This window comes from Paraburkholderia sp. BR13444, assembly GCF_040948755.1.
Lineage (GTDB): Bacteria > Pseudomonadota > Gammaproteobacteria > Burkholderiales > Burkholderiaceae > Paraburkholderia > Paraburkholderia youngii.
This window is the reverse complement of the sequence record NZ_JBFPKM010000001.1, coordinates 520,004-533,696: the sequence shown is the minus strand read 5'-3', so window position 1 is coordinate 533,696 and position 13,693 is coordinate 520,004. Positions and strand designations below refer to the sequence as shown.

The window sequence follows — 13,693 nt, the reverse complement described above, 5'->3', positions numbered from 1 at the left end:
CGTGTTCTCTTTTAATGCGCATGCAGGTATGCGCGGCACTTAAACAGCAGTCAGTTGCTGCTGATATCCCTTGAGCACTTCATCGCGCAGCACGCCCCAGATCTGCGCATGCAATTCGACGAAGCGCGGATGCGAACGGATTTCGGCGACATCGCGCGGCCGTGGCAGATCGATCCGGAACTCGCCGATTGGATGCGTGGCGGGGCCGGCCGACAGCACGACCACGCGATCCGACATCGCGATCGCTTCGTCGAGATCGTGCGTGATGAACAGCACCGCCTTGCGCTTCGCGGCCCAGAGGTCGAGCAGTTCGTTTTCCATCAGCTGCCGAGTTTGAATGTCCAGCGCGGAAAACGGCTCGTCCATCAGGATGATGTCGGGATCGAGGATCAGCGTTTGCGCCATCGCGACGCGCTTGCGCATGCCGCCCGACAGCTGATGCGGATAGCGGTCGCCGAAGCCGCCGAGTCCAACGCGCTTCAACCACTCTTCGGCCTTCGCGCGCGCGTCTGCGGCCGACATGCCGCGAAACGACAGGCCGGCCATCACGTTGTCGAGCGCCGAGCGCCACGGCATCAGCGCATCGGCCTGAAACATGTAGCCCGCGCGGCGATTCAGGCCATCGAGCTTTTCGCCGAACACGCTGACCGCGCCCGTGGACGGCTGCAGCAGCCCCGCGCCGATGTTCAGCAGCGTGGACTTGCCGCAGCCAGTCGGCCCGACCACCGACACGAACTCGCCCGGCTCGATACGCAGCGTCGTGTCTTTGACCGCTGTGTAGCGCTGCGCGCGGTTGTCGCGCGCGGCGAACGTGCAGGTGATGTTTTCGAGCGCCAGGGCAGCAACGGTCATCGTACGGCTCGCTTCAGGGATCGGGTTGGGGGGAGATGTCGCGGCGACGCTGGAGACCGCGCGCGCCGCGTCGTTTATGCCTTGACGGTCGTCAGCGCCTTCTTTACGAAGTCGTTGGTCCACGTCTTCGACAGATCGATCTGCGCGTTCTGGATCATCGGATCGAACGCTTTCAGCGTCTTCAGCGACGTCGCGGGACCGTCGGCGGGCATCAGACCGTCGGGCGACATCGCTTCGCGCACGTGCTGCCACGCGTCGAGATAGAGTGCGCGGTCGCCGAGCAGATAGCTCTCCGGCACCGTATTGATCAGTTCGCTGCCGCTCGCGTTCTGCAGCCACTTGAGCGCGCGCACCATCGCATTGGTCAGCGCCTGCGTGGTGTTCGGGTTCTTCGTGATGAACGACTGCGACGCGTACAGGCAGCCCGCCGGCATGTCGCCGCCGAACACGGTGTGCGTGTCGGCGAGCGTGCGCGTATCGGATACGACGCGCACTTCGCCGGCGCGCTCGAGGCGCGTGACGACCGGATCGAGATTGGCGATCGCGTCGATCTGGCCGGACTGCAGCGCGGCGATTGCACCGGCACCCGCGCCCACGCCGATGAACGCGACGTCTTTCGGACTGAGCCCGGCTTTCGCGAGCACGAAGCTCGCCATGATCGACGTCGACGAACCCGGCGCGGTCACACCGATCTTCTTGCCCTTCAGATCGGCGATCGACTTGAAGTTCGGCATCGTCTTCTTCGACACCGCGAGCACGATCTGCGGCGCGCGGCCTTGTAGCACGAACTCACGGAACATCTGCTTTTGCGCCTGCAACAGCAGCGTGTGTTCGAACGCGCCGGAGACCACGTCGGCGCTACCGCCGACTGCCGCCTTCAGCGCCTGCGAGCCGCCCGCGAAGTCGGAAATCTCGACTTCGAGCCCTTCGTCCTTGAAGTAGTTGCGGCGCTCGGCGATCGTCAGCGGCAGGTAGTAGAACAGGTTCTTGCCGCCGACCGCGATGGCGACCCTGGTGGTCTCGGGTTTGGCCTGAGCGAAAGCGAACGGTGTGGCCGCGAGCGAGGCGCCCGCGAGCGCCGCACCGCCGGCGAGGAAGGTTCTGCGTTGCATGGTCCGTTGTCTCCAGATTTTTTTAGTCCGGCTTTTGACCGCCCGGGTGCGCGTTGCGCACGCGCTTGGACACGGTGTGTGGCTTGCCGGTCGCGCGGAGCCGATCGTGCGTCAGCGCCGCGCTTTAAGCGCTCTTCTCAATGCGTTGCACTGTGCGCATCAGACGATCTGTTGCGCCCGCAACCGCGCGATGCCGTCAGCATCATAACCCAGTGATTGAAGGACTTCATCGGTATGTTCACCCAGTTCCGGCCCTAGCCAGCGCGTCTCGCCGGGCGTCGCCGACAGCTTCGGCGTGACCGTGGGCAGCGTGATTTCCTTGCCGTCCTGCCACTTGAAACGCTGGATCATCTGCCGCGCGATGAACTGCGGATCGGTGAACATATCGGCGACGCTGTAGATGCGGCCCACCGGTACATCCGCCGCGTTCAGCACCGCGAGCGCTTCGTCGATCGTGCGCGTGGACAGCCACGCGGCGATCGCGGCGTCGATTTCCCGGGTGCGCGGCACGCGGCCGTCGTTATGCGCGAGCGCCGGATCGTTCGCGAGATCGTCGCGTTCGATCGCGATCATCAGCCGCTTGAAGATCGGATCGCTATTGCCGCCGATCACGATGCTGCCGTCGCTGCACGGATAAGTATTGGACGGCACGATGCCCGGCAGCGACGCGCCGGTACGCTCGCGCACCATCCCGTAGACGCCGTATTCGGGCACCACGCTTTCCATCATGTTGAAGACGGCCTCGTACAGCGCGACGTCGACGACCTGCCCCCTGCCGCCGTTCACCTGCTTGTGATGCAGCGCCATCAGCGCGCCGATCACGCCGTGCAGCGCGGCGATCGAATCGCCGATCGAAATGCCGATGCGCGGCGGCGGCAGATCCGGATAGCCGGTGATATGGCGCAGACCGCCCATCGATTCGGCGATCGCACCGAAGCCGGGCCGGTCGCGATACGGACCCGTCTGGCCGTAGCCCGACAGACGCACCATTACCAGACCGGGGTTCTCGGCGGACAGCACGTCGTAGCCGAGCCCGAGTTTTTCGAGCAGCCCCGGCCGGAAATTCTCGACGATGATATCGGCCTCTTTCGCGAGCCGCCGCACGATCTCTTTGCCCTCTTCGGCTTTCAGGTTGATCGTGACGGACTTCTTGTTGCGCGCCTGCACGGCCCACCACAGCGACGTACCGCCCACTTCCGGATACAGCTTGCGCCATTTGCGCAGCGGGTCGCCGCCTTTGGGGTCTTCGATCTTGATGACGTCGGCGCCGAATTCGCCGAGAAAACGCGCAGCGAACGGCCCGGCGATCAGCGTGCCGAGTTCCAGCACCTTGACGCCGGCGAGCGGACCGCGTGCGTCATGCGGTGCGGTGCTCGCGCCTGAATCGGGGGTGGCGCTCATGAGTCTCCTTTGTCGGCCAGAGTTGGTGCACAGTGCTCACTCTGGTCCCCTGCAAGTGGGTTGCATGGTTTTGTATCGCCATGCGCACGGTCCGCACGGCTGGCGACGACGCGTGTCTTCACGGGTACCACGCCGGCCAACGCAAGCCGCGTGGCTACATCGAACGACGGTCGAGCATCGCGCGCGCGATCGTGCCCGCGTCGACATATTCGAGCTCGCCGCCCACCGGCACGCCGCGCGCGAGACGCGTGACGGCAAGGCCGCGCGCCTTCAGTGTCTGTCCGAGGTAATGCGCGGTGGCCTCGCCTTCGTTGGTGAAATTGGTGGCCAGCACGACTTCCTTGACGACGCCATCCGACGCGCGCTTCACGAGCCGGTCGAAATGGATCTCCTTCGGGCCGATGCCGTCGAGCGGACTCAACCGCCCCATCAGCACGAAATAGAGGCCGCGATAGGTCATCGTCTGTTCGAGCATGATCTGGTCGGCCGGCGTTTCGACGACGCACAGCAGCGACGGATCGCGCTCCTCATCGAGGCAGACCTCGCAGATCTGCGCTTCGGTAAACGTGTTGCACTTTTCGCAGTGACGCAGATGCTCGGTCGCGAACAACAGCGAGCGGCCGAGCTTTTCGGCGCCTTCGCGATCGTGCTGCATCAGGTGATACGCCATGCGTTGCGCGGACTTCGGCCCGACACCGGGCAGCGCGCGCAGCGCTTCGACGAGCGCCGACAGGGCGGAAGGTTGTTTCATGCGGATCGGCGTCGACGTGGGTGGTGCTCGGGTGGGCGAATCGGGATGCGGAGTGGTGCTCGGACCGGGGCGCGCTTTCGCACCGCGGCAATGAACCGCCGCGGCGCTCACCCGCTTCAGCCTACTCTCACTCAATTAGAGCAGGTTCAGAACGGCAGCTTGAAGCCCGGTGGCAGCGGCAGGCCGGCGGTCATGCCGCCCATCTTTTCCTGCGCGGTCGCCTCGGCCTTGCGCACGGCGTCGTTGAACGCGGCGGCGACGAGATCTTCCAGCATGTCCTTGTCGTCCGCGAGCAGGCTCGGGTCGATCGACACGCGGCGCACGTCGTTCTTGCAGGTCATCGTCACCTTGACGAGACCGGCACCCGACTGCCCCTCGACTTCGATCTGCGCGAGTTGCTCCTGCATCTTCTTCATGTTTTCCTGCATCTGCTGGGCTTGTTTCATCAGCCCGGCGAGTTGGCCTTTCATCATGGACGTGCTCCTTCTAGATAGCGTGAAATCTGGCATTCCGGCGCCGCGCTGCGACGACGCCGCGAACGATGAATCAGTGGGCCGGCGCCGCGCCGTTCGGAGCGGCGTCCGGGGTAATCGGGCGGATCGAGCCCGGCACGATGCTCGCGCCGAATTCGCGAATCAGCGACTGCACGAACGGATCGGCGCTGATTTCGCGCTCGGCCTCCTGCTGGCGCTGCGCGCGCAACTTCGCGTCGTGCGCTGCAGCGGTACGGCGCGCCGGGCCGACTTCGACCTGCACGTCGACGTTCTGGCCGAGCCGCTCGACGAGCGCTGCTTTCAGTTTAGCGACCTGCGACGCTTCCGCGTATTGCGGCACCGGCACGTTGAGCTTCAGCGTGCTGCCTTCGAGCGCCATCAGTTCGCTGTTGAACGCAAGCTGATACGAAATGCCCTTCAGCGGCAGATCGACCGCGAGCGCGGGCCAGTCGCCGGTGAAACCGAGCGGATCGAGCGGCACCGCGGGCGGCAGCGGGCGTGTGTCGACGACCGGCGCCGGTGCGGCGGCCTGCGCGGCCGGGCCGCCCATGCGGACGTCGTCGGGGCCGTGGTCGAACACCGGCACGAAGTTGTCGTCTGGCGGAATGAAGTACGCGTCGTCCGCGGCCGACAGCGGCATGTAGTCGTCGGGCGGCATGTCGTCCCAAGGTGGGCTCGACGGGCTGGTCTGTTGCGCGTTGCCGCTTGCGCCGGTGTAGGCGTCTCGGATGGGCGCAGCCTGCGCGGCGCTGTCTTGCGACGCGCGGCGTGGCGCACCGGGGGTCGGCACCGGCACGACCACGCGCGGCGCGGCGGGTTTCGGGGCGACCGGCGCGGCCGGCTTCGCGGCCGCGGGCGTGTTGGGGCGGGCACGGTCGGACGATACTTTCATGCCGGCGTTGCGCAGCACGTCGAGCGCGGCGCTCGCGCCGCCCGCGCGACGCGGCGCGGAGTCGGCCGAGGCCGCCGGTGCCGGCGTTGGAGCGGGTGCAGTCAACTCCTGGCGCGCTTCCGGCTCCGGTGCCGTGGCCTCTTCCGCGCGGGCCAGCGCGCTCGGCGCGGACGCAGGTGCGATGTCAGAAGCCTGGTTGGAGACCGGCGCAGTCGAACCGGCGATCGCGGCGCCATCATTCGGGGGCGAGTCTTCCCAAGGTGCCAGCGGGCGTGCCGACATAGCCGGTGCGTCTGTCACGCGCGCTGCTTCAGCTTGCGCGGTGTCGGCTGCGGGCTTCGCGATCGGCTTTGCAACCGGCGCGGTCGATTTCATCGCATCGCCCGGTTCCTCGCCGGCGACGCCCACCTGAGGTCCGCGAGTCGGCGCAGCGGCTGCCATGGCCGTCGCGGACGAAGGCGACAGCGCGCGCAGCGCGGCAACCGTCGGTGCACCAGAACGCTTCGCACCGGCGCCGGCCGCGCCGGTCTGCGCGCCAGCGGCTCCCGCCGCCCCACCTCCGCCGCCTGTCGGCGCCGGCTCGAACGCGAGCATGCGCAGCAGCGTCATCGTGAAGCCCGCGTATTCGTCGGGCGCGAGGCCCAGCTCGCTTCGGCCGATCGTCGCGATCTGATAAAACAGTTGCACCTGCTCGGCGCTCAATGTGTCGGCGAAGCGGCGCAAGTCGGCCGCCTCCGGCCATTCGTCGAGCACCGACGAAGGCGCGAACTGCGCCCACGCGATCCGATGCAGCAGGCTCGCCAGATCCTGCAGCGCCGTCGAAAACGACAGGCTGCGCAGCGCCATCTCGTCGGCGACCGCGAGCACCGCCGCGCCGTCGCCCTGCGCGAGCGCGTCGAGCAGGCGGATCAGATAGCTTTGGTCGAGCGCGCCGAGCATGCCGCGCACCGCGTCTTCGCTGACCTGGTTCGCCGAATAGGCGATCGCCTGATCGGTCAGCGATAGCGCGTCGCGCATCGAACCGTCGGCCGCGCGCGCGAGCAGGCGCAACGCCTGCGCCTCGTGAGGCACGTTCTCTTCGCCGAGAATGCGTTCGAGATGCGACACGATATGGCCGGCCGGCATCTGCTTCAGATTGAACTGCAGGCAGCGCGACAGCACGGTGACAGGAATCTTCTGCGGGTCGGTGGTCGCGAGGATGAACTTGACGTGCGGCGGCGGCTCTTCGAGCGTCTTCAGCATCGCGTTGAACGCGTGGTTCGTCAGCATATGCACTTCGTCGATCATGTAGACCTTGAAGCGCGCATCGACGGGCGCATACACCGCGCGCTCGAGCAGCGCGGCCATTTCATCGACGCCGCGATTGCTCGCCGCGTCCATCTCGACGTAATCGACGAAGCGCCCTTCATCGATCTCGCGACACGCACGGCACACGCCGCACGGCGTCGACGTCACGCCGGTCTCGCAATTGAGTGCCTTCGCGAAGATGCGCGACAGCGTGGTCTTGCCGACGCCGCGCGTACCTGTAAACAAATAGGCATGATGCAGACGGCCGCCGTCGAGCGCATGGGTGAGCGCGCGCACCACGTGCTCCTGTCCGACGAGCGAAGCGAAATCCTTCGGCCGCCATTTGCGTGCGAGAACTTGATAGGTCATCCGGAAATTGTATCAGTAACAATGGCGCGCAAAACCGATTCGGCAAGACGCGCGAACGCGCGACACGGCCACGACGATGCTCAGTCCGAACACGGCGAACGATCAATATTGAAGCGGGGAATACTATGAAGGACAGCCTGCGGAGAATCCGTGAAAACGGCCGCGGAGAAAGAAGCAAAGGAAGGTGACGAGCCCGACCCTCGGCACTGGTGGAAAACGGCTGTGGCTGCTTCGTTCCCGACCTGACCAGGTTGACCATCCCTCCATGCGAGGAGGCCCGTCACGAAAGATTCTATCATTGCCGCGCGCATTGTGCGACTGTTGATACACGCAAAACGCGAACGACGCTCCGCTTCGAACCGCTTCATACTGATAACGTCCGCTTGCTGCACGCCGCCCGACGTCATCCCAGCCGCCGCGACGACACCCGCCACGCAAGGCACTTGAGTTGGCCACGCCCGCCACCATCTAGATGGCAACGCGGTATCGGTGAGCGGCAGACACCGGCCGACGCCGCGGCGGCGACCTATTAGCCCCACTGACCTAATGAGTACTATCGCCATCGGCAACGCATAGCGAATTAAGCTACACTGCCAGTTGAAAGACCCGCATACGCGACTTTTCCGCGCATTCCGTGAAAATCCGGCATTTTTTCAGACGGTTTTTCTGATTTTCACAGGCATGCGCGGCGAGTCTCCGGATGCGGCAAAGCGAACGGAAATTTTCCCGGTTTTTGACGTATCGTGGCGAGCAATTCAGGCGGGCCTCGAACCGACAGAGGTATTCATAAATGAGCGAACAAATTAAGCATATTAGCGACGCATCGTTCGAACAGGACGTCGTGAAATCCGATAAACCCGTGCTGCTCGATTTCTGGGCCGAATGGTGCGGTCCCTGCAAGATGATCGCGCCGATCCTCGACGAAGTCGCGAAGGACTACGCCGATCGTCTGCAAGTCGCGAAGATCAATGTCGACGAGCATCAGTCCACGCCGGTCAAGTTCGGCGTGCGCGGCATCCCAACGCTGATCCTGTTCAAGAATGGCGCCGTCGCCGCTCAGAAGGTCGGCGCTCTGTCGAAGTCGCAACTCACCGCGTTCCTCGACGGCAACCTGTAAGACATACAGAAGCACGTCGCGGCGCTCGCGGGTTGATCGCGCGCCGCGAGCAGTTAAGAATCGGGCGCATCGGTGGATGCAAACCACCGCGCCCGCCGGTCAAGCGTGTTGTCAACCGGCAACACGCTTTACGACAAAGATGCCACTCCGCCGCACTGGCGGAAATTGGCGTGTGCTATGCTAGAATCCAGAAAACGTCGAAAAGACGTGTAAGTCTTTGAGCGGTTCCGCTCACCCTCCTCCCAGATTTCATTTCGTCGCACCTTCTCCTGCGGGTTCTCCGTATGCATTTATCCGAGCTTAAGACTCTGCACGTGTCCCAATTGATCGAGATGGCCAATGGCCTCGAGATCGAAAGCGCGAACCGCCTGCGCAAGCAGGAATTGATGTTCGCCATTCTAAAAAAACGAGCCAAAGCGGGCGACACGATCTTCGGCGACGGCACCCTCGAAGTGTTGCCGGACGGTTTCGGCTTCTTGCGTTCGCCGGAAACCTCCTACCTCGCCAGCACGGATGATATCTACATCAGCCCGTCGCAAATCCGCCGCTTCAACCTGCATACGGGCGACACGATCGAAGGCGAAGTGCGCACGCCGAAAGACGGCGAGCGCTATTTCGCGCTGGTGAAGGTCGACAAGGTCAACGGCCAGCCGCCGGAGGCCTCGAAGCACAAGATCATGTTCGAAAACCTGACGCCGCTGCACCCGAACAAGGTGCTGCTGCTCGAACGTGAAATGCGTGGCGAAGAGAACGTGACGGGCCGCATCATCGACATGATCGCGCCGATCGGCAAGGGCCAGCGCGGCCTGCTCGTCGCCTCGCCGAAGTCGGGCAAGACCGTGATGCTTCAGCACATCGCGCACGCGATCAAACAGAACCATCCCGACGTCGTGCTGTTCGTGCTGCTGATCGACGAGCGCCCGGAAGAAGTGACGGAAATGCAGCGTTCGGTGGCAGGCGAAGTGATCGCCTCCACGTTCGACGAACCCGCCGCGCGTCACGTCCAGGTCGCCGAAATGGTGATCGAGAAGGCCAAGCGCCTCGTCGAAATGAAGAACGACGTCGTGATTCTGCTCGATTCGATCACCCGTCTCGCGCGCGCTTACAACACGGTGGTACCGGCCTCCGGCAAGGTGCTCACGGGTGGTGTCGACGCGAACGCGCTGCAGCGTCCCAAGCGCTTCTTCGGCGCGGCGCGCAACATCGAGGAAGGCGGATCGCTGACCATCATCGGCACGGCGCTGATCGAAACCGGCAGCCGCATGGACGACGTGATCTACGAAGAGTTCAAGGGCACCGGCAACATGGAAGTGCACCTCGAGCGCCGTCTCGCCGAGAAGCGCGTCTACCCGTCGATCAACCTGAACAAGTCGGGCACGCGCCGCGAAGAGTTGCTGATCAAGCCCGAAGTGCTGCAGAAGATCTGGGTGCTGCGCAAGTTCATTCACGACATGGACGAAGTCGAGTCGATGGAATTCCTGCTCGACAAAATCCGCCAGACGAAGAGCAACTCCGAGTTCTTCGACATGATGCGTCGTGGCGGCGGCAGCTAACGCGCGACGTTCGTGCTGGCCGTAGCGGCCGGCAACTGCACAGCATGAAAAACCGCTCGCAGATTGCGAGCGGTTTTTTTTCGCCAGCTATATTGCGGGTGGCGTCAATGCACCGCCGGATGCGCTCGCGTGGGCGTCGAGCGCCTATGCGCTCGTGTTGCTGTTCATCGCGCAGCTGGTCGCGAATCTGACTTTCCGCATCTTCGCGATCGAAGAGTTCACGTACGGCTACCGGTTGAAAAAACATCGTGTGGCTGCTGACCATCTCTTTCGCGACCGACTCAGTGATCATCATCGAACAGCACCGGCTCGCGCTGCATCAAAGTCGCCTCGCGGAGTCCGTGAATCCGTACAATTCGGTCTATCAGAACACGCTCGCGAATCGCGACGATCAGCCGGTCGGTCGCGCAGCAGGCCAATTTCCTCGCGTCGCTCGACGGCTTCCATTTTCTGATCGGCGTCACGATATGCGGCGGCCTGTTCGCCGCGTGGCAAAAACAGATCGACTGAAGGTGGGCTCAAGCATGCTGTCGAAACTCACGAACTGGCTGGGCACACGGCGTCGCGAGCGCGCGCTGCGCGATTACGCGATCGACGATTCCCTATGGCAGGCAACACTCGCCGGCCTGCCCTTTCTCACACATCTGGAAGCCCCGGATCTCGCGCGGCTACGCGAGCTGACGAGTCTCTTCCTCGCGCAGAAGGAATTCTCGACCGCGCACGAGCTCGAACTGACCGATGCGATGACGGTCGGCATCGCCGCTCAGGCGTGCCTGCCGGTGCTGAACCTGAGCCTCGATCTGTATCGCGGCTGGGTTGGCGTAATCGTCTATCCGGGCGAGTTCGTGATCCGCAAGACCGTCGAGGACGAAGACGGCGTCGTGCACGAGATCGAACACGACGCCAGTGGCGAGGCGTGGGAAGGCGGCCCGGTGGTGCTGTCGTGGGAAGACGCGCAGATGACCGACGGCAGCGACGCATACAACGTCGTGATCCACGAGTTCGCGCACAAGATCGACATGCTGAACGGCGAAGCGGATGGCCACCCGCCGCTGATGCGCCGCTGGCACGCGCCGCTCGATGCGCAGGCATGGGCCGACGTGTTCGACCACGCATACGATCATTTCTGCGCGAAAGTCGACGCTGTGCCCGAGCGACGTTGGACGCGTTTCGAACGCGAGTCGCTGATCGATCCGTATGCGGCGGACCATCCGTCGGAATTCTTCGCCGTGTGCAGCGAGGCGCTGTTCGTGAAGCCACAAGCGTTCGAGGCGGAGTATCCGGAACTGTACCGGCTGCTCGCGCGCTACTATCGGCAAGATCCTGCGCGCGTCGGATTGACGTTCACGCCGGTTTGAGACGCTGCAAACGGGCGCCGCTTGCGCCGCAATAGAATCTAGTGGCAGAAAAATCGCCAAGCGACTGATTTTCTGGCATAATCGCGGTTTTTCGACCGTAGGCAAGTGGCTCGCGCCTGAAGGCAGTCTAAATTAAGACTGCACGCGGGTTGGCTACCGCCAGATTAAAGGAAAGACCATGAAAGAAGGCATTCACCCGGATTACCGCGAAGTCCTGTTCATCGATATGTCGAACGACTTCAAGTTCGTGACGCGCTCGACCATCCAGACGCGCGAAACTGCGGAATTCAACGGCAAGACCTACCCGCTCGCAAAGATCGAAGTGTCGTCGGAATCGCACCCGTTCTACACCGGCCAACAAAAGATCATGGACACGGCCGGCCGCGTCGAGAAGTTCAACAAGAAGTTCGGCGCCCGCGCTTCCGGCAAGGCAGCAAAGTAATACCGCAACGGTGCCGGCTTCTGGCCGGCAACGGAGCAAACAGAAAGGGCAGCGCGAGCTGCCCTTTTTTGTCGCCTGCGCGTGGGCGGCCGCTGGGTCGCATACCCGCGATGGCATAACCCGGAACCAGCACCCCGCGCTTTCACGACACCTGTTACAGGTTGTCCATCGACGTTGCCGGGCGTTACCGGCCGTGACGTGCATCGCACCGCACGACTACAATGCCGGATGCTCGAAACGGGCCCTCCCGCCCTGACTTGCCAGACCGCTCCGGCTGCATCGTTTATCCAGACTCCACACACCGCATGAGACCTGTCGTCCGCCTCACCGCCTCTGCGACCAGTGCGTTGCCGCGCTGGCTGCTGCTGGCCATCTGTATCCTCTACGCCTCGTTCGGCCTGTTCGGCCGCGATCCGTGGAAGAACGAGGACGCGGCTGGCTTCGGCGTCATGTGGACGATGGCGAATGGCGGCGCGCACGACTGGCTGCTGCCGAATCTCGTCGGCAAATATCTGACCGAGGACGGCCCGCTCGGCTACTGGCTCGGAGCGAGCGCGATCCGCGTCCTCGCACCGTGGGTCGACTCGAGCAACGCGTCGCGCGTGTTCACCGGCCTGCTGTTCTGCGCGGGCTGCGCGTTCGTCTGGTACGCGGCGTATCTGCTCGGCCGGCGCGCCGAAGTGCAGCCGTTCAAATACGCGTTTGGCGGCGAGCCCGAACCGCGCGACTATGGCCGCACGCTCGCCGATGGCGCACTGCTGATCCTGCTCGCGTGCTTCGGCCTCGCCGAGCGCGGCCACGAAACCACGCCGCAGCTCGTCCAGTTCGTCTGCATCGCGATGCTCGTCTACGGCCTCGTGCGCATGATCGACAAGCCGATCCAGGGCGCGCTGATCTGGGGCCTCGCGATCGGCCTCGTCACGCTCGCGAGCAGCCCGGTGCTGGTCGGCGCGCTGCTGCTCGGCACGCTCGCGATGACGCTGATCGTGCGCGAAACGCGTTCGCGCTGGCTGCTGCTCGCGGGTCTGCCCGTCGCGCTGCTGCTCGCGGTATCGTGGCCGATCATCGCGCTTGCCGCATTCCCCGACGACGCCGTCTGGTACCTGAACCAGTGGCTGCATGTGAGCCTGAGTTCGTTCGCGGGCCCACCCGGCTCGGTCGCCGCCTATGCGCTGAAAAACCTGCCGCTCTTCACATGGCCCGCCTGGCCGCTCGCGCTGTGGTCGTGGTTCAGCTGGAAGGGCCTGCGGCGCGCGCCGCATGTGGCGATTCCGCTGTCGGTGATCGGGCCGCTGTTCGTGCTCGTGGTGCTGCAAAGCCATCAATCGAATCGACTCTACATGCTGCTGCTGCCGCCGCTCGCGGTGCTCGCCACTTTCGCGCTGCCGACGCTCAAGCGCGGCGCGATCAACGCGATCGACTGGTTCGCGCTGCTGAGTTTCACGATCCTCGGCAGCTTCGTGTGGGCCGTGTATGTGGCGAGTCTGACCGGTTTTCCGCACCCGCTTGCGCGCAATCTCGCGCGGCTCGCACCCGGCTTCGTGCCGCAGTTCAAGATTCTGTCGTTTATCTGCGCGATCGCGGTGACCGTCTGCTGGTTCCTGCTGGTGCGCTGGCGTCTCGCCCGTCATCCGAAGGTGTTGTGGCGCAGCGTGGTGCTATCGAGCGCCGGCACGACGCTGATGTGGGTGCTGCTGATGACGCTGTGGCTGCCGGTCGTCAACTACAGCCGGACTTATCGCGACGTCGCGCAGCAGATCGCCAACCACTTGCCCGATGACTACACCTGCATCTCGCCGGTGCGCCTCGGCAATGCGCAGATCGCGACGTTCGCGTATTTCGGCGACATGCATTTCTCGTTCGACCAGGACTGCGACGTGATCCTGCGTCAGGACTCGCAGGACTACGGCGACCCGAGCGCGCTGCCCGACTACATCTGGAAGCTCGTGTGGGAAGGCCGCCGCGCGGCCGACCGCGACGAGCGCTTCCGCCTGTACGTGCGCATCGACCGTCCGAAGCCGCCGCCCGGCAAGCACCGCAACTGGCACAAAAAGCCTAACTGACC

Annotated in this window: 11 protein-coding genes, 1 other RNA gene and 1 pseudogene; 6 read left to right on the top strand and 7 right to left on the bottom strand. The window is 64.2% G+C overall.

The window, feature by feature from the left end:
- Nucleotides 1-39 precede the first annotated feature (39 nt).
- The 7 genes from AB3X95_RS02410 to ffs all read right to left on the bottom strand — a co-directional run bounded on the left by AB3X95_RS02410 (nt 40) and on the right by ffs (nt 7,440).
- A complete protein-coding gene (locus AB3X95_RS02410; RefSeq protein WP_176108651.1) occupies nt 40-852 on the bottom strand; it encodes an ABC transporter ATP-binding protein in 813 nt (270 codons plus the stop codon).
- A gap of 74 nt (nt 853-926) precedes the next feature.
- Nucleotides 927-1,964, bottom strand: coding sequence for an ABC transporter substrate-binding protein (locus AB3X95_RS02405; protein WP_176119891.1), 1,038 nt, complete (start codon nt 1,962-1,964; stop codon nt 927-929).
- 159 nt (nt 1,965-2,123) lie between these two features.
- Nucleotides 2,124-3,365 (bottom strand): CaiB/BaiF CoA transferase family protein, encoded by a 1,242-nt coding sequence (locus AB3X95_RS02400; RefSeq protein WP_368620575.1) that lies wholly within the window; start codon nt 3,363-3,365, stop codon nt 2,124-2,126.
- Between the two features lie 154 nt (nt 3,366-3,519).
- Nucleotides 3,520-4,116, bottom strand: coding sequence for a recombination mediator RecR (gene recR / locus AB3X95_RS02395; protein WP_018418135.1), 597 nt, complete (start codon nt 4,114-4,116; stop codon nt 3,520-3,522).
- Nucleotides 4,117-4,262: 146 nt separating this feature from the next.
- Nucleotides 4,263-4,589 carry a YbaB/EbfC family nucleoid-associated protein gene (locus AB3X95_RS02390; protein ID WP_008923976.1) on the bottom strand — a complete coding sequence of 109 codons (327 nt, stop codon included), beginning with the start codon at nt 4,587-4,589 and terminating at the stop codon, nt 4,263-4,265.
- A gap of 73 nt (nt 4,590-4,662) precedes the next feature.
- The gene (locus AB3X95_RS02385; RefSeq protein WP_368620574.1) at nt 4,663-7,158 is read right to left on the bottom strand and encodes a DNA polymerase III subunit gamma/tau; all 2,496 of its coding nucleotides are present in this window, start codon (nt 7,156-7,158) and stop codon (nt 4,663-4,665) included.
- 183 nt (nt 7,159-7,341) lie between these two features.
- Nucleotides 7,342-7,440, bottom strand: an RNA gene (gene ffs, locus AB3X95_RS02380) — signal recognition particle sRNA small type.
- Between the two features lie 508 nt (nt 7,441-7,948).
- On the opposite strand from ffs, the gene trxA reads away from it, so the two are divergent.
- The 6 genes and pseudogenes from trxA to AB3X95_RS02350 all read left to right on the top strand — a co-directional run bounded on the left by trxA (nt 7,949) and on the right by AB3X95_RS02350 (nt 13,691).
- On the top strand, nt 7,949-8,275 hold the full coding sequence (gene trxA / locus AB3X95_RS02375; RefSeq protein ID WP_013089343.1) for a thioredoxin TrxA: 327 nt from the start codon (nt 7,949-7,951) through the stop codon (nt 8,273-8,275).
- A gap of 284 nt (nt 8,276-8,559) precedes the next feature.
- Entirely contained in the window at nt 8,560-9,828 is a 1,269-nt protein-coding gene (gene rho, locus AB3X95_RS02370; RefSeq protein WP_008921615.1) for a transcription termination factor Rho, read from the top strand.
- 151 nt (nt 9,829-9,979) lie between these two features.
- Nucleotides 9,980-10,338: pseudogene (locus AB3X95_RS02365) on the top strand (MFS transporter); the annotation flags it as partial.
- Nucleotides 10,339-10,352: 14 nt separating this feature from the next.
- Nucleotides 10,353-11,186: a zinc-dependent peptidase gene (locus AB3X95_RS02360; RefSeq protein ID WP_176108655.1), complete on the top strand. Its 834-nt coding sequence runs from the start codon at nt 10,353-10,355 to the stop codon at nt 11,184-11,186.
- A gap of 178 nt (nt 11,187-11,364) precedes the next feature.
- On the top strand, nt 11,365-11,628 hold the full coding sequence (locus AB3X95_RS02355) for a type B 50S ribosomal protein L31 (RefSeq protein ID WP_012400355.1): 264 nt from the start codon (nt 11,365-11,367) through the stop codon (nt 11,626-11,628).
- A 305-nt stretch (nt 11,629-11,933) separates the two neighbouring features.
- Nucleotides 11,934-13,691 (top strand): glycosyltransferase family 39 protein, encoded by a 1,758-nt coding sequence (locus AB3X95_RS02350; protein ID WP_176119894.1) that lies wholly within the window; start codon nt 11,934-11,936, stop codon nt 13,689-13,691.
- Nucleotides 13,692-13,693: the final 2 nt, after the last annotated feature.